We start from the raw sequence: 18,008 nt of genomic DNA on the forward strand, positions 1-18,008 counted from the left end.
CGATCATGACTCAAGGTATTCGTAAATTATTGATTGCCAACCGTGGCGAGATCGCCGTGCGGATTATCCACGCCGCCAAAGCGTTGGGGATCCCCACCGTTGCGGCATGCAGCGAGGCAGACGTCGATTCCCAGGCCGCGCGCATGGCCGATGAGGTCCACATCCTCGGCCCGGCCCGTGCGGATAAAAGTTACCTGAACGTCGAAGCGTTGCTCGGTGCCTTGAAAACCACCGGCGCCAATGCAGTACACCCCGGTTATGGTTTTCTCTCGGAGAACGCCGATTTTGCCGAAGCGGTCCTTGCCGCCGGCGCCATTTTCGTCGGCCCGAGCCCGGACACGATCCGGCGCATGGGCGACAAAGCCGAGGCCCGGCGCACTGCGCAAGCCGCTGGCGTGCCGGTGGTGCCGGGTTCCCCCGGTGAATTGTTCGACGTCGAATCGGCGCTTAAGGCCGCCGAAGCCGTGGGCTTCCCTCTGTTGATCAAAGCTTCGGCCGGTGGGGGCGGGCGCGGCATTCGCCTGGCGGAAAACGCCCAGCAACTGACAGAAGAGTTTCCCCGCTCACAGCGTGAAGCCCAGGCCGCGTTTGGCAATGGCGCGGTTTACCTGGAGCGGTTTATCAGCAAGGCCCGGCACATTGAAGTGCAGGTCTTGGGCGACGGTCAGCACGCCGTGCATTTGTTTGAGCGGGAATGTTCCCTGCAACGTCGCAGGCAGAAAATCTTTGAAGAAGCGCCGTCACCGGCCCTCAGTCAGCAGCAACGGGAAACCCTCTGCGCCAGCGCCGTGCGCCTGACCGAATCCCTCGGCTACAAGGGCGCCGGGACGCTGGAGTATCTGTATGACGACGCCACCGGCGAGTTTTTCTTTATCGAGATGAATACGCGGATTCAGGTTGAGCACCCGGTCAGCGAATTAATCACCGGCATCGATCTGGTCCAGGCCATGTTGCGCATTGCCGGTGGTGAACCGCTGGGCTTCAAGCAAAGTGATATCCAGCTCAACGGCGCCGCCCTGCAAATGCGTCTGAACGCTGAAGACCCGGCGCGGGATTTCTTTCCCAGCCCGGGGCTGGTCGAGGAACTGATCTGGCCGCAGGGTGAGGGCATTCGCGTCGATACTCATCTGTATCAAGGCTACCGTGTGCCGCCGTACTATGACTCGCTGCTGGCCAAGCTGATCGTGCATGGCGCTGATCGCGCCGAAGCCCTGGCCCGAGCGCGGGTTGCGGTAAGGCGAACCACGCTCACTGGCATGGCCAGCACCTTGTCCCTGCACGGCGTACTGCTGGAGCAACCGTGGCTGCACAGCGCCGACTTTCACACCGGCACCCTGGAAACCTGGCTGGCCGAGCGCCGTTTCGGAGGTGAAGTATGAGCACTCCCATCCGCTACAGCTTTGGCGCCGATGAGCACCTGTTCGCCGAAGTCAGCGACAGCATGTCCCTGGACGCGTTCTTCAAGGGCCTGGCCGTCACTCGCGCGGTGGAACGGCTGGCACTGGATGGCGTGCTCGATATCTGCCTGGCCAACGCGTCATTCCAGATCCGTTTTGACCCGGATCGCATCGCCCCTCATACCTTGCTCGAAGCGGTAAAGATCGCCGAAGTCGGGGCCGTCGCCGAACGCACGTTGCAGACGCGGATCATCGAGATCCCGGTGCTGTACAACGACCCCTGGACCCACGAAACCCTGATGCGCTTTCGCGACCGGCATCAGGACCCGAGCGCCACGGACCTGGAATACGCCGCACGGATCAACGGCCTGGCGGACGTCGAGGCGTTTATCGCCGCCCACAGTGGTGCGCCGTGGTTTGTCTCGATGGTCGGCTTCGTCGCCGGGCTGCCGTTCATGTTCCAGATGGTCGAGCGCGAGCGGCAGTTGCAGGTGCCCAAATACCTGCGCCCGCGTACTGACACGCCAAAACTGACCTTGGGTCATGGCGGTTGCTTTGGCTGCATCTACTCGGTGCGCGGTGCCGGTGGTTATCAGATGTTTGGCGTCACGCCGGCACCGATCTACGACCCACAGCAGAACCTGGCGTACCTGAAAGAGCACATGGTGTTTTTCCGCCCCGGTGACATCGTGCAGTTCAAACCGATGGACCGTGAGGCGTATGACCACGCGGTGGCCGAAGTGGAAGCCGGTTGCTTCGATCTGCGGATCCGGCCGGTGGAGTTTTCGCTGGATGCGTTTCTGGCCGATCCCGTTGGCTATCCCAAGTCGCTGCAGGAGGTGTTGGCATGATCAAGGTACTCAAACCCGGTCTCGCCACGTCGGTACAGGACCTGGGCCGCGAAGGGTATTACCACTTGGGCATTCCGCCCTCCGGCGCGCTTGATCAGTACGCCTTGAGTGCGGCCAATCAACTGGTCGGTAACCCGGCGGGGGCGGCAGCACTGGAATGCACGTTGCTGGGGCCGGAGCTGGAGTTTCAACAAGACGCGCTGGTGGCTGTGTCCGGCGCGCACATGACGCCACGGGTCGACGGCGTGGAAATGCACCACGACACGGCGTTTGCGGTGAAGGCCGGGCAAGTGCTGCGCTTTGACTTTCCCAAGGCTGGCGCCCGCGCTTACGTGGCGGTGGCCGGCGGCATCGATGTGCCGATCGTGCTCGGCAGTCGTTCCACTTATGCGCTGGGTGCGCTCGGTGGTTTTCAGGGGCGCAGGCTGGTGGCGGGTGATGAACTGCCCGTCGGTATCGCCAGCGGAAAGAGCCGCGCCGGGGCCAGTTTGCCCATGGCGTTGCGCCAGTCCTTGGGGGGCGAAATCACTCTGCGGGTGGTGCCGGGTCTTTACTACCACCGCTTGAGCGAATCCGCCGCGCATAGTTTCTTTGCCGAACCCTGGACGGTGGGCTCGGAAGCAGACCGCATCGGCTACCGCTTCAAGGGCGGCAGCGCGCTGAGCTTTGAGCCCCGCGAGCAGCCGTTCGGCGCCGGTTCTGATCCGTCGAACATCGTCGACAGTTGCTACCCCATTGGCTCGATCCAGGTCCCGGCCGGGCTCGAACCGATCGTGTTGCATCGCGACGCCGTGTCCGGCGGAGGCTACGCGATGATCGGCACGGTGATCAGCGCCGACCTCGACTTGATCGGCCAGATGCAACCGAACCAGAAGGCCCGCTTTGTCGCGGTGACCCTCGAAGAGGCGCTGGAAGCGCGACGTTCCTATAAGAAAAAACTCAGCTGCCTGAGCAAGCTGTTCCCTTCCTGATTCTGCCCGCCGCATTGCGCGGGTAATGCCAAACGGTAAGCCAACGCCGCACTTCGGTGCGGTGGCGGCTGCCCGCGCTTCAACCTTTGACTGGTTTTGGAGTTCACGCACATGGCTGCTTTATCGCAATCGAGTCAAACCGGGCAAGACCCGGCCAATCAACCCGTTCCAGCCGAAGCGCGCATGGGGCGATTGTCCCTGACCATGGCCTGGTGGGCGGTGTGCAGTGCGATGTTTTACATCGTGGTCGGCGCCTCACTGGCGTTGTCGTATGGAGCCCGCAACGCACTGATCGGCATGGTTCTGTCGGTGATCAGCTATGGGCTGGTCAATAGCGTGCTCAGCCGCTTTGCGATCCGCAGCGGCTTGTCGGTGGCGTTGTTTTCACGGTTGCTGTTCGGCAGTACCGGAGCGTGCCTGGCAACGTTGATCTTCTTTTCCACGGCGATCTACTACGCGATATTTGAAGGCTCGGTAATCGCCGTGGCGCTCAATCACCTGTATCCGGAGCTGGTTTATCCGCTGGCCGCATTGGCGGTGGTGCTCTACAGCGTGCCAATGATTCTGGGCAGCGTGCAGCATTGGCTGGACAAGCTCAACGGCGTGTTGTTACCGGTGTATCTGGGCGGTTTGCTGGTGGCGGTCGGGCTCTCGATCAGTCGATATGGCTACCAGCCGCAATGGCTGGATTTCGGCCCGGCAACACCCAGCGCCTTCGGCTGGTGGGACTGCTTTGTCGCTTACATGGGGGTCTGGGTGCTGATGCTGTTCACCTTCGACTACGCGCGTTTTGGCAAGCCTGAAGACGCCGAGTATCACGGGCGCTGGAACTTCGGCATGCCGTTCTACGCGGTGACCTTCCTGCTCAATGGCGCGGCGGGCATCTATCTGGTCAGCAGTATTCCCCACGAAGGTGCGCTGAACGAAGTCTCGGTGGTGATGGCGATTCTGCAATTGATGGGCTTGTGGGGCTTGTTGTTTGTCTGGGTCACGCAAACCCGGATCAACACCGCCAATTACTACCTGGCGACACTGAACATGCAGGCGTTCTTCGGGCGTTTTGGCCTGCGCGGTTCGTACTTGATGTGGGCATTGGTAGTGGGGGTGATCGTCTACGGCTTGATGCTCGCGGACGTGTTTGCCTACCTCCTCAAAGCGTTGGCCTATCAGGGGATCTTCGTGGTGGCCTGGGTCGGCGTGGCGTTGGCGCAGATACACTACGGGCGCAATGAAATGGCGGCACTCGAACGGGTGCCCGCGTTCAATTCCGTGGGTTTGACGGCGTGGTTTGGTGCCACCGCTTTGGGGCTTGCGTTGATGTTTGTTGGCGGTGGCCTGAGCAGTTTTTCCGCACCCTCTACGGTGATCGCTGCATTTGCGTTGCAGTCGGGCTTATCCCATCGGCACCGGTTAGTGTTGGCAGAGTAGGATTTTTCAGTCAATCGTTGTGTGCCTGCCTGCTCTAGCACGTTAGAGCAGGCATCGGACGCTCATGACGAATCCGCTGATGAATGTTCCAGGGCTGCTGATGGCACAACCGTTATGGTTTCACTGCGTGGCGTTCTTCAACATGAGGAGCGTCCGCTGGGTTCTTCTGCGGAACGACAAAGTTCACCACCGTACTGGTCAAAATCTTATGACTCGGATCAGCCACTTCAAGTAGAACCTTGTGAGCGCCCGGCGTCAGCCCAACCAAAATAATCGGGTCTTCACTGGTGTGCGCCCAAGTACCTTTCCAGTCGTCGACGGTCACGTGAAGGTGGCCGAGCCGTGGTGATACTTCGACAGCCGTTTTGCCAAATACCGGCATGATCCGGGCGTGCTCGGTTCGATACTGAATAATGACAACCCCGCGGGCCAGCGGCGCGGCGAGCGGCGGGTAGGCAATGAGTTTTGGTCCTGTCTCAGACTCCAGTGGGAGTATGGCCGGTGGCTGATCGGTGTCTGCTACCCCTTGACCCCACGCGGCTATGCAAAGGAAGGCACCCAACGCAAAGGTAGATAGATTTCTGAGAGCAAGGGGCATGGTGTTTTTCTCCCGCGTGATCTCATTCAAGGCTAGATCAAACCGGGCAGTTGTCTATGCCCAAGCTGCCTCTCTCTGCAAAACAGCCGAGTGGGGAGGGGCAGAAAACGGGTGTTGAATACAAGCCCTTTAATGACGGTGATCGGCTAAAAACAGCCAGTAAATGGAGCGGCGCAAAATGACAGCTAAGCTTCCTTCTACTGTCGGGCTTATTAAGCAGACCGGGTTTTGCGGCCATGCCGTGTCGCCGCCTTCAGCGGTCACCACGTCGTTACAACAGCCAGCCCGATCTTGAGCGTCAGCCCTTCACAACAGCCTCGGAGGGGAGCCAATGAAACGTTTCGTCATGCTTATCGCGATCTCTTTGCTGACCACTGCTTGTCAGAGCACACATGATAATGGCGTCACCCGACTAGACAATTGTGTCTGCTATAAATCGACCGAGGCACAACATTTGCCAGCATCGCAAATGGCATGGACAGACCCCGAAACGTTGCAGGAGCAATTCTCACATTGCATTTGCCGGGCCTTGGTTGACCTGAAGAAGGTCGATGATCCCGGCAAATTTTTCGTACCCGGAACCGAAATAAGAACGGAACTGAAATAAAACATGATCGGGGTTGTGAGCCATCCGTACGCTTTGGTGTTTGCGATCACTCGCTCGGGGTGGTGCAGCGTGCGAAACAGACCAGAACCGTCTGGGCTCAACGTCCATACTCAACGTAAGGGCCCAAGTAGAAAGCTTGCGTATCCCAGTTGATTCGATAAATCACTTCTTTGCCTGGTTTTATCCTGGCCGCAACCGTTTTGATCGCGGCACCCGAACATAATCCAGACTCGGCGAGCCCGGCACCGAGATTCACTTCACCGGCAGGCAAAACGAAAGATGCCTTTTGACCGGGGCCTATCTTGGCTGCGCGCTGACCATCGATGTAGAACATGGCGTCACATCCCGCACCGACAAACCCGTCATCACGGACAATAGTCAGGCGTCCCGGCGCTTTCGTGCCCTGGCTTTTGAACGCGTACATCTTGTCGGCCGGCACTGGCCGGGCTTCAGAAACCGGAATGGGTGAGGTTGCGCACCCGCCCAAAGCCAGCAAGAGCGCCCCCGTTGCGATACTCCTTCGCATCGTTTTTCCTCCCGAAAAGGGCGAATGCATCAGGCGCCATTCTGTTTTGCTTGATGACGCCATTCGCCAAAAACGCTTTAAATGGATTTGTTACCTTTTACTAAGCCTTGCTCTTGGCGTCTGTGTTTTTTCTGGCCTTCACCAACAGGTTAAAGGCGTCAGTATCAAGTGGCCGACTTAGAAAGAAACCTTGGCCTTCATCGCACGACACTGCTTTGAGCAAATCCAACTGTTCGGCAGTTTCAATCCCTTCCGCCGTAACGGTGAGTGATAACGCGCGGCCCAAGCCCACAATCGCCTGGATGATGGACTCATCATCACTTTCGACCAGTTTGTTTAGAAAGCTCCGGTCTATCTTCAGGCCATCGAAGGGGAACGTGCGCAAATAACTCAGTGAAGAATACCCCGTGCCAAAGTCGTCCATGCATATGCGCACGCCCAGGCGCTTCAATGTACGCATCAGCTCTAGTGCGCCGGGGGCATCTTCGAGCATGACGTTTTCAGTAATCTCCAACTCTACCCGGGTAGGCGCGATTCCTGAGTCGTGAAGTGCTTTCTGCACACGCTCCACCAAATTGCCTCGCTTGAATTCGCTAGGTGAAAGGTTGACGGATACAAACAAGTGTTCCGGCCACCGTGCGGCGCAACGGCAGGCGGTGTCGATGACCCAGTCACTCAAGAAAAGAATCAGGCCGGATTCTTCAGCGATGGGGATGAACGTATCGGGAGGTATTAACCCGCGCTCAGGATGTTGCCACCGTATCAACGCTTCAGCACCGACCATCTGCCCGTCTGAGATACGGTAGCGCGGCTGGAAGTGGAGTCGAAGTTCTCCATTCTTTATTGCAAAGCGCAGATCACTTTCCAGACGACGTCGCTCAATAATCCTGGCGTTCATATCCCCCGCATAGAAACGCCAGGTATTACGACCTCCAGCCTTGGCTTCATACAACGCAATATCCGCATAACGTAGCAGCTCAGTCGCCTCGCAAGCGTCATTTGGCGCCATCGCGATACCAATACTGGCACTGACAAATACCTCTTGCTCATTGATTTGAATCGGCTGCTCGATGGACTCGATCAAACGGCGACAAAGCGCCTCGACTTCCTCCTGGGAACTGACATCGGTGAGTATCAGTACAAACTCGTCCCCCCCAATCCGAGCGACAAGATCACCGTGGCGAACACAGTCTGCCAAGCGGCTCGACACCTGGTTAAGCACCAGGTCACCTGCGGCATGTCCTAACAGATCATTCACTGGTTTGAATCGATCAAGGTCCAGACTGAGCATGACCAAGGGTTGTTCTAGTGTCGGCAACGCTTTGAGTTTGCCATCAAGAAACTCCTGTAGTCGTGTCCTGTTGGGAAGGCCGGTCAGGGCATCATGTTGTGAGAGGAATTCGATTCGTCGACGGGCTTCAACTTCCTCCGTGACGTCGGTTGCTGTCCCCCGGAATCCTCCTCCTGCCATGACTCGCGCCGAAAGACGGGTGATTCGCTCTTGGCCATTTGTATCCACATAGCGGCACTGAACACTGATATCCGGACGACGGTTCGGAATACTGAGCCACTGAGATAAAGTGCCTAATTCAGTGCGCAGCAGATCATCCATCGCCGCACCAATCCATGCAGTCCTGGAAAAGCCCGTGATATCTTCAAAGCGCTCGGATAGATAGGTGAAGCGCCAACCGGCGTCCATTTCCCATACCCAATCCGAACTGGCCTCAACAACATCACGAAAGCGCGCCTCACTGGTGGCAAGGTCGGTCTGACTGCTTTGCAGCGATGCATAGCTGGCGTCAAGCGCCTGCGCAGCGGCCGTCGTACGACGCAAGATCACCCAAGTCATCAGGCACACCAGCAGCGCAGCGAGTCCCACCAAGGGCAACCCCAGCGCCAATAATTGCAGCCCTGGTTTGTGCGGACTCCATTGCAGGACGCCTGCTGTACCGGCCTCGCCCAGGGGATAGGCAGACACCAAGGGAATTTCGTCGGGAGCGGCCGTGTGCAGGCCATCTACCCCGAAATCCCGGCCTATTGTTGCGAGCTTGGCGCTGTCCAACATTTCAACGAATATCAACACCGACGCCGATCTATCATCCGCTATGACCGTTGGATCAGTTCCGGGCGTAATCGCAGCCGCAGCGACGAGGGCAGGTATCCCTCCCACATTGATGAACGTAGTCGTCGGCGTTTCGGTTTCCGCTCCCTCACGTGCTTTATCGAGAATCGCATCAACAGACTGTTCGAGCCATTGTTCGACTTCAACTGACACCCTCTGACCCTTGACCAAGGAATAAACGGTACGATTGACATCGTTGACTACAAACACTCCCCGAAACCCAAACTCTGTATAAAGTGTCGTCCCGAGATTTTGTCGTACGTACGCCCAGTCCACGTCTACCTGAGTATGCAAGTGCTTGTAAGCATCGCCCCAAAAGGCGTAATCCTTGACGGTCGAGCGCAGCGATTTTTCCAACGATTCCACGGCTTTCTTCGTGTAAAACGCACTGTCACGCTCCTCCGTCCGATCTAGATTTTGCGCAACATAAACAAGTGAAAAGCAGGCAAATAAGAAAACCCCCGCCAAAAGACCCACAAACTTGAATAGCGAAGTTCGAGTCAGGGCCACGCTTGAGCGATTGGTTGAAGAACAGGAGATGGTGGGGAGAGCGTTAGGCATAAATGACCGGTACTCGTTGAAGCTAGTTATTTACATATCAGGTTGTCGGCAGTCGACGCTAAATAGTGAGCGCCCGTCCGTCGCGCCAAGCAGGTCTGCCCAGTCTGCCGGAGACGGGATTTCACGAAGACGCGTTGCGCTACCGATGCAATAGGCTTGTTGCCAACGGCGAGAGGCAGTCATCTGCCGAAGCAGCAACTCAAACGACTACTGATCTTTATATGGCAGTACTCGCCGCCCCCCCATGTACTTTTTAGACTCAGCCCTCGACAAGGTGGGTCAATATTTCCAGAAAACTGGAGTGACAAGTACCAGCACCGTCAGGATTTCCAGCCTTCCCAGAAGCATTCCAATGGTCAGTATCCATTTGGCCGCATCAGGTAATGTTGAGAAATTACCGGCGGGCCCAATGATCGTGCCCAGCCCTGGCCCGACGTTACACACCGCAGTAGCGGCACCGCTTAACGCTGTAGTCCAATCAAGCCCAATCAGCGCCAGGCCCAAGGCGATGGCCGCAATAGTGATCGTGAAGAAGAACGAGAAGGTCAAAAGCGAGCGCACGATTTCCTCGTCGATCGGATGACCGTTGTACTTCTTCTGTATCACGGCTCGAGGATGGATCAACTGCTTCAAGCTACTGACCAGGAGAGCGGCTGCGACCTGGAAACGGAAGATTTTAAGGCCACCTGCCGTTGAGCCTGAACATCCACCGACGAAGGTCAGGTAGAAAAAGAGCAAGACCGCGAAGCTGCCCCACAAGGTGTAGTCGCCAACCGCAACTCCGGTGGTCGTGACAACCGAGGTCACGTTCACTGCCACGATACGAAACGCGTCCCACCATCCGTAATCGCTGTGAAAGTACAGCCAGGTGCCCACGCACAGTGATGTGACGAACAGGAACCCAATAAATCCGCGGACCTGGTGATCCTTGAGCAGCGCGCGCCGATTGCCCCGCAATGTCGCGACGTACAGGGTGAAGGGGAGGCTGCCCAGAATCATGATGGCCACCGCTACCCAGTGAATCGCTGGTTGCGTCCAATGCCCAAGTGAGGAGTCCGAAGTCGAAAATCCCCCGGTGGAGATCAATGACATTGCGTGGTTGACCGCTTCGAATGGCGTCATTCCAGCGAGCCAGAGCGCCAGGGTTCCGATGCCAGTCAGCCCAAGGTAGAGCAAAAGAATGTACTTGGCTGCCACGTGGGAGCGAGGTGTCACTTTCTCCGACCAATCTGAGGACTCTGTCTGGAACAGACGCATGCCGCCTACTCGCAACAGCGGGAGGATCGCCACCGCCATGCCGATGAAGCCAATGCCTCCCAACCAATGCAGCATGGAGCGCCATATCAACAAGCCGGGAGATGAGCTATCCAAACCGGTGAGGACAGTCGAACCAGTGGTTGTGATACCAGACATCGTTTCAAAGAATGCATCGGTGTAGCTGATATCGCTGATGAACACCATTGGCAACGCTGCGAAGGTGCACACAACGACCCAGCTTCCGGTCGTCAGCAGGTACATATCCCTGGGACGAAGCTGGCCAGTATCCGGGCGTCCCCGCACGACTAACAGGAGGCCACAGATAAAGGTAATCAAACTCGACCAGAGAAATGCTGACAGATCGTCGCTACGCTCATAGACCACCAGTGTGATCATGGGAATAGCCATGCTCACGGCCAGCGTGATCAGAAAAAGCCCTAGGATGAATCCGATAAGCCGAATGGCTGCGAGGGACATAACAATAACGTTCCAAATTTGCACCGCGCAGTATCGGATGCGCACCCCGTCAAACCCGTAAATTTTGCGTAAAATTTCTGCCAGCAACCCGTCGGGATAAGTGAGGCGAGCAAGAGCGCCCCTGTTGCGATAATCCTTCGCATAATGCGTTCCCTCCTGAAAAAGGGCGCATGTATCAGCGCGTCATGATGCTTTGCTTCATAAAACCATTCGCCCAAAACACTTTAAATCGATCTGTCACCTTTCATCTTCTTTTCATCTTCAAGGCTTCTTCGGCGGGTAGTTACCGCGCAAGCCCCCGGACTTGTTGCCGGTTTTGCTGGGCAGGTTAGGTACGACCGGGCGGGACTTGGGCTGAGGGTTGGAGCGGCTACGGGGTTGAGGTTGCTTGCTCATTTTGCGCCTCCTGAATTGCGGCACTTCGCGAAAGGGCCTACTCATTCAGCTTAGCTGCCTGGCGAAATGGGCTGCACCGTTCGGCACTTGGGGAAAGTGCTGCAGCCCCAAAACTGTTGACCGCTCCTCGGGCCACCGTTGTATGTCCGCACCACCAGCGCACTGCCGCAGCGCGGGCATTGGCGCGAGGCCGATGGATCGTCGCGCTGCTTCAGGCGTTGCACATGCTCACGTCGGGTAGCGAGCGTCGGCGCCAGGCGACCTGCTTGCAAGGTCTGCAACATGGCCGTCACCTGCGCCTCGCTGAACACCGTTTGCTGGAAAGACTTGATGTAATGGACCCAGCCACCGCCTCGGGTGACATTAGCCGGCATCCTGGTCTTGAAAGTGCTTGGGCCGACAAACACGATGACCGAATGCACAAAGTTCGGGCCGATGCCCAACGCCGCTTGCAGGGCCTTCAAGTGTTTGTAGTTCTGGCGGTTCGGGTTCTGGAAGGTGAAGCGCTTCTTGTGAATCAGCTGCGTCCACTGAGCCTGCTTCTCACCACCGAAGATCCAGCCTTTCATGTGCTTGGTCTCCAGCACAAAAATGCCGAAGGGCGACACAAACACATGGTCGATCTGCGTGGTGCCGTCCGGGGTGATCAGTGTCACGTCATGCAGGCGACGGTAAACCTGACGATCCAATCTAAAGTGTGCGCGCAAACGCACCAGACGCTCACCGAAGCAGCCTTTGAACAGGCGCGTGCGCAGCAGCGTCCATACCAGCATCAGCGGTAGCAGCCAGACCAGGATGTTGAGTAAGGGGTGCAGGATAACGGAGATGTTCACTTGGCAGTCCTTTGCAGTGAGGGGAGGGGTGTTGAGTTGTCCGATGCTACGTCCCAGTAAAGCATTCCGGACCGCAAACAAAACGGGCACCCGATAGGCGCCCGTTTTCATTTACTCCGCCGCCTGCGCCCGCAAGCGTCGGCCGATCACATCCATCAAGTCACAGCCATCGCGCAATGGGATGGCCAGCAATTTGGAGAAGTCCGTCAACACCACCGTGTCACAACCGAGCTCGGCGCGGAAGGCGATGTTTTCCAGCACCTGCGTGACGGCGCGGATGCGGTAGTCGGCCATGGCTTGAAGGACGTCGAGTGGAGCTTGTGTGTCGATGAGCAGGGAGGCCGGGATCAGGTCGATTCCGGTAAGAGGCATGTATCTTTCCAAAGGTAAAACTCCGATCAAAGCAAAGATTGACTGCCCCTCAATCGTCGCCAAACGAATGGGTGACAGCTGTACGCAGGTTGGCGAACCGGGATCGGAATACCGGCAGACCCGAAGGTCTCCCGCGCACAGCTGCCATAAAGACAGCTTTGCGGGCATGCGAAAGCGACTGCATGAAAGCACAGCGCTTTTGCATCCGATCGATCAGGTCGCCAAACCTGAATCGCCATTTTGGGCGACGGGGCGGACTATAAACTTCATCGGAACGACGGGCAAGGTTAGGAATTCCGAAGTTTGTGTAGGAGATTAATGGCGGTCCTAGGACCGTTACATACCTTCTGTGAGCGACTGCTATCGGCCAAAAGCGGACCTCAATGAGCAATACAAGAAGTAGCCATCGCGTAGATCTTGTCCCCTTGCCAACCAGGCACCGTGCAGATACTGTCCGCTTATGAATCAGCTACGCATTGCCTCGACCACCACCACGACTACGACCGCCCGAGGCGGGTCGTGAGAGGTGTCGTGAGCCAATAACGCACGAACTTCAAAGGCCCGCCAGTGATGGAAAGGGCCTTTTCTTTTGCCCTTGTGTCGCTGGTCCAAACGCAAGGAAAAGCACTATGCATGCACTGTTGATTCTCGATATGCAGGTTGGATTGTTTCATGGCCCGGATGAACCATGGGCTGGTGAGGCGCTGCTGAATACGTTGAATAGTCTGTTGAATAAAGCCCGCAGGGCCGGCGCGCCAATTTTTCTTGCTCGCCACGTGGGGCCGCCCGGCTCGCCTATCGAACCTGGAAGCCCGTTGACGCAACTGGTGCAGGAACTGTTGCTGCAAGGCGACGAAGTGATTTTCAACAAAAGCCGACCTAACGCTTTCGCCATGACTGACCTGGCCGATCGACTAAAGGCTTGTGGATCTCGAGGCGTGGTTATTGCGGGAATGAAGACCCAGTATTGTGTCGACAGCACCTGCCGCGCCGCACGAGATCTTGGATTCGACGCAGTGCTGATCGCCGATGGTCATACCTGCACCGACACTCCCGCATTGAAGGCTGAAAGTATCGTCGCTCATCACAATGCAACCCTGGCGGGCCCATTCTGTCGTGTCGTTCACGCTGAGGACTGGCGTTTCTGACCGGCATTGATAGATCGACTCAAGTTCTGGGTCGATCTGTCCGCTTTGGGTGGCTGCTGCCCCCACGGCAGGCAGAAATCGGCCAAGTGTAGACACGCGACAAAGGCACGATTGCTTTAGGAAAGTATTGATCAAATCTGCAACAACTCTTGCCAAGGATTTTATGCGATGGATTGCCCCCCGACGCTATACACCAGCCGTCTTATCCTCACGCCACTGCGAATGACTGATGCAGCCGCGATACAACAGCTGTTTCCCCAATGGGAAGTGGTCCGCTACCTTGACAGCCGTGTGCCATGGCCCTACCCGCAGGATGGGGCGCTGGTTTACGTGCGCGATGTCGCTCTTCCCGCCATGGCTAGACGACAAGAGTGGCACTGGATGATTCGCACGCGCGCGCAACCTGAGCGCAGCATCGGGAGCATCAGCCTGTATGACCAGCCAGGTAACAATAGGGGGTTCTGGCTCGCGCCTCTGTGGCAGGGCAACGGCTATATGCGCGAAGCCTGCGAGGTCGTCAACGCTTACTGGTTCGCGACATTACTACGTCCGGTCATGCAAGTGCCCAAGGCTGTCGCCAACCACGCTTCGCGCAAGGTATCCCAACATGAAGGCATGCGGATGATCGGGACGCGGAACGGGCATTTTGTCTCGGGGCCCATGCAGGTCGAAGTCTGGGAGATCACACGGAGCGAGTGGCTTGGCGCGCGCGCTGAAACTTGACCTGAAATTTGTGCCGGTCCGAGTGACAGGCTGCTATCGGGTCGATTTCAACCGGTTGCAAACGGCCGAGGCTGTGTGAAAACGTTTTTCAGCGCGACAGGTACTCAAAAACGGACTGCAAATCGCGCTTCTACGCGAAATCCACATCTGCTGACGTGCCGATAAATTTCAGATTTAACGTAGACGCGCACACTTCAATTTTGGCGAAACGTTTTTACACACTCTGGGCCAGAAGCTGCCATTGCGCGCCAGGATTCAGGCATCGGATGATCCAGCACGCCACACAGCAAACACCTCAAAAAATGTCGGCTTGGACAGCGTGGATCAACTTAAATACCCTATCGCTCCCAGAGTCTCAATCAAACGCAACAATGCTGGTTTTTCGGCTGGTTTTTCGCCGATGCAACACACGTCCGGGTCGCTGAGAGAGCACCAAACCGACACAGGGTCGCCTACCTTCAGTCCGTATGAGGCTTTACGCAGAGTTGCAGTTGACCAAGCGTCAATGGTTTCGTTGAGAGACTTGTGAAACCGCTTCCCATTGGCGCTATAACTGAAGCTCATGAACTGCGCTCCGATCCACGGCCCCTCACTCCCTACAAAGGTTACATAGCCTAGTACTACTTGCTCCACAGGTACATCGCCAGCGCTCATCAATTCTCTCCTGAGAATGTGCCCGACATGCCGGGACGACGCGATCACCCATGTTCTGCTGCCAACATTGACCTGAACTGAGAAATGCTCTCTGAAGATAGCCCGGCACGTTCAAACACTGCGCAGGTGAAGCTAACGGGGGCGGTGCCTGGAGCAGTAATGATGCGGTCTGCCATCACCGCTATTGAGCTGCTTCGGTAAAGCGTGCAGCCTTCATAACTGACGGCATTCTGTAAGAAGTCAGCGCTGTTCGAGGTATGAGGAACCATGTCTAGAAGCCCGGCCCTCGCAAGTGCCAGCGTTCCTCCACAGATACCGGCAATGGTTGCTCCACTTGAACGACTGGCATGAAGAAAGTCTCGAATATCCGGGGCTTCTGCACTTTCCCAGACCATTCCTCCAATGACGACGACAACGTCCGGTTTCCAGTCCAGACATTGTTGCAAGCTGCTATCAACCGTTACAGCCAATCCACCCTGCGAACGAAACTGCCCCGTAGTAGGAGCGAAATACCTGACGTCGATCCCGTAAAACGGGGACGCCGTACCAGCAATGAAAGCATATTCCCAGTCCGCAAAACCGGGTGTCAGTATCAAACCCACGCGTGCCATCAGTCAGAATCCTCCATGAATGCCCGTAACATATGACGACAACAAACAGACATCAAGGGCAGCAATGGGTCGATGACTGCCCTTCGCGACGGGCAGAAATCGGCCAGGAGCGGACTGCCTGCCCTATTAATAAATCTGAGAATCATCTGGCCGGCCTCGTAAATCCGGATCCCGCCAGCCCAGGCGTTACTGCCTAATAGGGTCAAAACAAGGATCTATGGAGCAATATTCAGTCGGCAAGCGTGGCTGCTTCGATACATAGCGCACCCTCTGAGATTCATCAGGCAAACCAATCAAACCCATTGCCTGAGTGCCAAGCGCATAAGCGCTACGGTTCCGCGATGGTGAACCAGAAATCGAACTTGTCGAAATGGGTCAGCATGTCTTTAAACTTGTCCTTGTCGCCTTCGATTTTCACTTCGCCACTGTCCGATAAGTTACCCAGTTTCAGTTTGCCCAAGGCGATGTCATCGAGGGTGGTCCGGTTAAGAGTGACCGTGCCGTCGGTCTTATCCAATGGCTTGCCTTTTTTGTAGTTCATGACGCCATTTTTTACAGTCAACACGTACGTGGCGTTGGTGTCCGGGAAGTTGAGGTTGAACGTATAGGACTTCTCGCCGACTTTCGGGCCATTCAAGTGAATGGCAAGGAAGTCGAGAAACATTTCAGTGGTCATGCCGCGAATGATGTCAGGTGAACTGGTGTTGGGCGTGACCATTTTCTTGACGCCCCCCCGCAGTTCTTGGGCGCCGGACAGATAGAAGTTTCGCGCAGGTCCCGATTCAGCCTGGTAACCCATCTGTTCCAGGGCGTCAGCCTCGACAGAACGAGCAGCCTGGTTCTTCGGATCGGCGAACACCACCTTGTTGGCGACAGTCGCCGCCCAGCGGTAGTCGCCTTGGGCATAGGCATCCTGAGCGGTTTTGACCATCTTGTCGGCACCCACCATTTCGACGTACTTCTTAGCCTCCTCGGTTGGTGGTAATGGATCGAAGTTGGCCGGGTTACCGTCCCAGAAGCCCAGGTAGAGTTGATAGGTCGCGCGCACGTTATGTTTGAGATTGCCGTAGTAGCCGCGGTTATAGAACTCTTTCGCCAGGCTGTCAGGCAGGACGAACGCCTCGGCGATCTCGTTCATGGTCATGCCTTGGTTGGCCATGCGCAGCGTCTGATCGTTAATGTACTTGTAGAGGTCGCGCTGTTTCTCCAGATGCTGCACAACGCGATCATTACCCCACTGCGGCCAATGGTGGCTGCCGAACGACACCACGGCATCCGCCCCCCACAGATCAATGGTTTGCCCCAGGGCACTCGCCCACTTTTGCGCGCTGCGAACTTTTGCACCACGCAGGGTCAGAATGTTGTGCAAGGTGTGGTTGCCATCCTCGGCCAAGTCAATGGCTTTGAATTGCGGGAAATAGAACAGCATTTCAGCCGGAGCTTCTGTGCCGGGCGCCATTTGGAACACCACCTCGATCCCGTCGACGGTGAGTGTTTCTCCGGTTTTCTCGATCAGTTTGTTCGGTTCGAGCAGGGTGATGGTGCCTGCTGCTGTGGTTATACCCAAGCCACCACTGACCGTACCTTTGGGGTCTTTTGGCAACAGATTGCCGTACATGTAAGAAGCGCGACGGCTCATCGCGGTGCCGGCAAACACATTTTCACTGACCGCTTCTTCCATAAAGCCTTCAGGGGCGATCAGCGGCACTTTGCCGGACTTCACATCGGCGTCGTCGACCATCGCGCGCACGCCAGCGAAGTGGTCAACATGCGAGTGAGTAAATATCACGGCAGACACTGGTAGTTTTTCAACTTTGTCATTGACCAGCCCCAGCGCCGCTTTGGCTGTTTCCGCCGAAGTCAGTGGATCAATGACGATCCAGCCAGTCTTGCCACGGATGAAGGTGATGTTGGCCAGATCGATATTGCGTACCTGGTAGATGCCATCCACCACTTTGAACAACCCTCGAATCGTCAGCAACTGCGATTGCCGCCACAGACTCGGGTTGACGGTGGCCGGTGTCGGGCCTTCTTGCTTGAGAAAGTCGTACTGAGACAGGTCGATAACGGTATTGCCCGCATCGCCCTTGATCACAGGACTGGGTAAATCGGCAACGAAGCCGTGGTTCGCATCGTCGAAGTCTTGTTTATTGGCAAAGGGCAAATAGCTGAGCAAAGCATCGTTGGCTTTTCGAGTTGCATCGGTGGCGTCGTTAGGTGCGGCCTGCACCGCGCCGATTACCACGCAACTCGATAACACCGCGAGTACTATTTGTCTGGGAAGCAGAGCTAGCATGTCGTGTCTCCTCATGTTTGCAAGCACACTCCCGAAACAGCTTCTGACGTCGGGAATAATTTCGTACAAAGAAATGAAAAACGCAGGTCATAACAGGGTGGCTGCATGGCGCATTGGGGGCGGTGCGACGGTGCTCCACTGACTCGATACTCTAGCTCCGCACCCTGGTCCGCATTTATT

At 56.6% G+C, this 18,008-nt stretch carries 17 protein-coding genes; 7 read left to right on the forward strand and 10 right to left on the reverse strand.

Annotated elements, in window-relative coordinates:
- Window positions 1–5 precede the first annotated feature (5 nt).
- The 4 genes from FBY01_RS21295 (at window position 6) to FBY01_RS21310 (ending at window position 4,647) form a co-directional block, all read left to right on the forward strand.
- Window positions 6–1,379, forward strand: a complete 1,374-nt coding sequence (locus tag FBY01_RS21295; RefSeq protein ID WP_145309475.1) for an acetyl-CoA carboxylase biotin carboxylase subunit — start codon at window positions 6–8, stop codon at window positions 1,377–1,379.
- Window positions 1,376–2,248, forward strand: coding sequence for an allophanate hydrolase subunit 1 (locus tag FBY01_RS21300; RefSeq protein ID WP_102595540.1), 873 nt, complete (start codon window positions 1,376–1,378; stop codon window positions 2,246–2,248). Before FBY01_RS21295 ends, FBY01_RS21300 begins: the two co-directional genes overlap by 4 nt.
- Complete coding sequence (locus FBY01_RS21305; protein WP_083377046.1) at window positions 2,245–3,219, forward strand: biotin-dependent carboxyltransferase family protein; 975 nt, start codon at window positions 2,245–2,247, stop codon at window positions 3,217–3,219. Before FBY01_RS21300 ends, FBY01_RS21305 begins: the two co-directional genes overlap by 4 nt.
- Window positions 3,220–3,330: 111 nt before the next feature.
- Window positions 3,331–4,647 carry a cytosine permease gene (locus tag FBY01_RS21310; RefSeq protein WP_145309473.1) on the forward strand — a complete coding sequence of 439 codons (1,317 nt, stop codon included), beginning with the start codon at window positions 3,331–3,333 and terminating at the stop codon, window positions 4,645–4,647.
- A gap of 112 nt (window positions 4,648–4,759) precedes the next feature.
- Here FBY01_RS21310 and FBY01_RS21315 read toward each other — a convergent pair whose 3' ends face one another.
- On the reverse strand, window positions 4,760–5,245 hold the full coding sequence (locus tag FBY01_RS21315; RefSeq protein WP_102595542.1) for a DUF6130 family protein: 486 nt from the start codon (window positions 5,243–5,245) through the stop codon (window positions 4,760–4,762).
- A gap of 331 nt (window positions 5,246–5,576) precedes the next feature.
- On the opposite strand from FBY01_RS21315, the gene FBY01_RS21320 reads away from it, so the two are divergent.
- Complete coding sequence (locus FBY01_RS21320; RefSeq protein WP_145309471.1) at window positions 5,577–5,852, forward strand: hypothetical protein; 276 nt, start codon at window positions 5,577–5,579, stop codon at window positions 5,850–5,852.
- 97 nt (window positions 5,853–5,949) lie between these two features.
- On the opposite strand, the gene FBY01_RS21325 is transcribed toward FBY01_RS21320, so the two are convergent.
- The 6 genes from FBY01_RS21325 to FBY01_RS21345 form a co-directional block, all read right to left on the reverse strand.
- Window positions 5,950–6,276 carry a hypothetical protein gene (locus tag FBY01_RS21325; protein ID WP_224795472.1) on the reverse strand — a complete coding sequence of 109 codons (327 nt, stop codon included), beginning with the start codon at window positions 6,274–6,276 and terminating at the stop codon, window positions 5,950–5,952.
- 202 nt (window positions 6,277–6,478) lie between these two features.
- Complete coding sequence (locus tag FBY01_RS21330) at window positions 6,479–9,061, reverse strand: EAL domain-containing protein (protein WP_145309469.1); 2,583 nt, start codon at window positions 9,059–9,061, stop codon at window positions 6,479–6,481.
- Window positions 9,062–9,340: 279 nt separating this feature from the next.
- Complete coding sequence (locus FBY01_RS21335) at window positions 9,341–10,795, reverse strand: TrkH family potassium uptake protein (RefSeq protein ID WP_145309467.1); 1,455 nt, start codon at window positions 10,793–10,795, stop codon at window positions 9,341–9,343.
- A gap of 261 nt (window positions 10,796–11,056) precedes the next feature.
- Entirely contained in the window at window positions 11,057–11,191 is a 135-nt protein-coding gene (locus tag FBY01_RS31935; protein WP_255311816.1) for a hypothetical protein, read from the reverse strand.
- Between the two features lie 50 nt (window positions 11,192–11,241).
- Window positions 11,242–11,964: an NERD domain-containing protein gene (locus tag FBY01_RS21340; RefSeq protein WP_372241885.1), complete on the reverse strand. Its 723-nt coding sequence runs from the start codon at window positions 11,962–11,964 to the stop codon at window positions 11,242–11,244.
- A 171-nt stretch (window positions 11,965–12,135) separates the two neighbouring features.
- Window positions 12,136–12,408 (reverse strand): hypothetical protein, encoded by a 273-nt coding sequence (locus tag FBY01_RS21345; RefSeq protein ID WP_145309462.1) that lies wholly within the window; start codon window positions 12,406–12,408, stop codon window positions 12,136–12,138.
- A 617-nt stretch (window positions 12,409–13,025) separates the two neighbouring features.
- Between FBY01_RS21345 and FBY01_RS21350 the strand changes: the two genes are divergently transcribed.
- Complete coding sequence (locus FBY01_RS21350; RefSeq protein WP_145309459.1) at window positions 13,026–13,544, forward strand: isochorismatase family protein; 519 nt, start codon at window positions 13,026–13,028, stop codon at window positions 13,542–13,544.
- A 168-nt stretch (window positions 13,545–13,712) separates the two neighbouring features.
- Window positions 13,713–14,267, forward strand: coding sequence for a GNAT family N-acetyltransferase (locus FBY01_RS21355; RefSeq protein ID WP_145309457.1), 555 nt, complete (start codon window positions 13,713–13,715; stop codon window positions 14,265–14,267).
- A 324-nt stretch (window positions 14,268–14,591) separates the two neighbouring features.
- Here the strand turns inward: FBY01_RS21355 and FBY01_RS21360 are convergent, their stop codons facing one another.
- From FBY01_RS21360 to FBY01_RS21370, 3 genes are all read right to left on the reverse strand, one after another.
- On the reverse strand, window positions 14,592–14,921 hold the full coding sequence (locus FBY01_RS21360; RefSeq protein ID WP_145309455.1) for a hypothetical protein: 330 nt from the start codon (window positions 14,919–14,921) through the stop codon (window positions 14,592–14,594).
- Window positions 14,922–14,965: 44 nt separating this feature from the next.
- Entirely contained in the window at window positions 14,966–15,532 is a 567-nt protein-coding gene (locus FBY01_RS21365) for a DJ-1/PfpI family protein (protein ID WP_145309452.1), read from the reverse strand.
- Between the two features lie 328 nt (window positions 15,533–15,860).
- A complete protein-coding gene (locus tag FBY01_RS21370) occupies window positions 15,861–17,828 on the reverse strand; it encodes an alkyl/aryl-sulfatase (RefSeq protein WP_145309450.1) in 1,968 nt (655 codons plus the stop codon).
- Window positions 17,829–18,008 lie beyond the last annotated feature (180 nt).

Source organism: Pseudomonas sp. SJZ077, assembly GCF_007993905.1.
Lineage (GTDB): Bacteria > Pseudomonadota > Gammaproteobacteria > Pseudomonadales > Pseudomonadaceae > Aquipseudomonas > Aquipseudomonas mandelii.

Coding starts and splice junctions, on each gene's coding strand:
- FBY01_RS21295 (WP_145309475.1), top strand. CDS start 6: ATGACTCAAGGTATTCGTAAATTATTGATTGCCAACCGTGGCGAGATC.
- FBY01_RS21300 (WP_102595540.1), top strand. CDS start 1,376: ATGAGCACTCCCATCCGCTACAGCTTTGGCGCCGATGAGCACCTGTTC.
- FBY01_RS21305 (WP_083377046.1), top strand. CDS start 2,245: ATGATCAAGGTACTCAAACCCGGTCTCGCCACGTCGGTACAGGACCTG.
- FBY01_RS21310 (WP_145309473.1), top strand. CDS start 3,331: ATGGCTGCTTTATCGCAATCGAGTCAAACCGGGCAAGACCCGGCCAAT.
- FBY01_RS21315 (WP_102595542.1), bottom strand. CDS start 5,245: ATGCCCCTTGCTCTCAGAAATCTATCTACCTTTGCGTTGGGTGCCTTC.
- FBY01_RS21320 (WP_145309471.1), top strand. CDS start 5,577: ATGAAACGTTTCGTCATGCTTATCGCGATCTCTTTGCTGACCACTGCT.
- FBY01_RS21325 (WP_224795472.1), bottom strand. CDS start 6,276: ATGTACGCGTTCAAAAGCCAGGGCACGAAAGCGCCGGGACGCCTGACT.
- FBY01_RS21330 (WP_145309469.1), bottom strand. CDS start 9,061: ATGCCTAACGCTCTCCCCACCATCTCCTGTTCTTCAACCAATCGCTCA.
- FBY01_RS21335 (WP_145309467.1), bottom strand. CDS start 10,795: ATGTCCCTCGCAGCCATTCGGCTTATCGGATTCATCCTAGGGCTTTTT.
- FBY01_RS31935 (WP_255311816.1), bottom strand. CDS start 11,191: ATGAGCAAGCAACCTCAACCCCGTAGCCGCTCCAACCCTCAGCCCAAG.
- FBY01_RS21340 (WP_372241885.1), bottom strand. CDS start 11,964: ATGCTGGTATGGACGCTGCTGCGCACGCGCCTGTTCAAAGGCTGCTTC.
- FBY01_RS21350 (WP_145309459.1), top strand. CDS start 13,026: ATGCATGCACTGTTGATTCTCGATATGCAGGTTGGATTGTTTCATGGC.
- FBY01_RS21355 (WP_145309457.1), top strand. CDS start 13,713: ATGGATTGCCCCCCGACGCTATACACCAGCCGTCTTATCCTCACGCCA.
- FBY01_RS21360 (WP_145309455.1), bottom strand. CDS start 14,921: ATGAGCGCTGGCGATGTACCTGTGGAGCAAGTAGTACTAGGCTATGTA.
- FBY01_RS21365 (WP_145309452.1), bottom strand. CDS start 15,532: ATGGCACGCGTGGGTTTGATACTGACACCCGGTTTTGCGGACTGGGAA.
- FBY01_RS21370 (WP_145309450.1), bottom strand. CDS start 17,828: ATGCTAGCTCTGCTTCCCAGACAAATAGTACTCGCGGTGTTATCGAGT.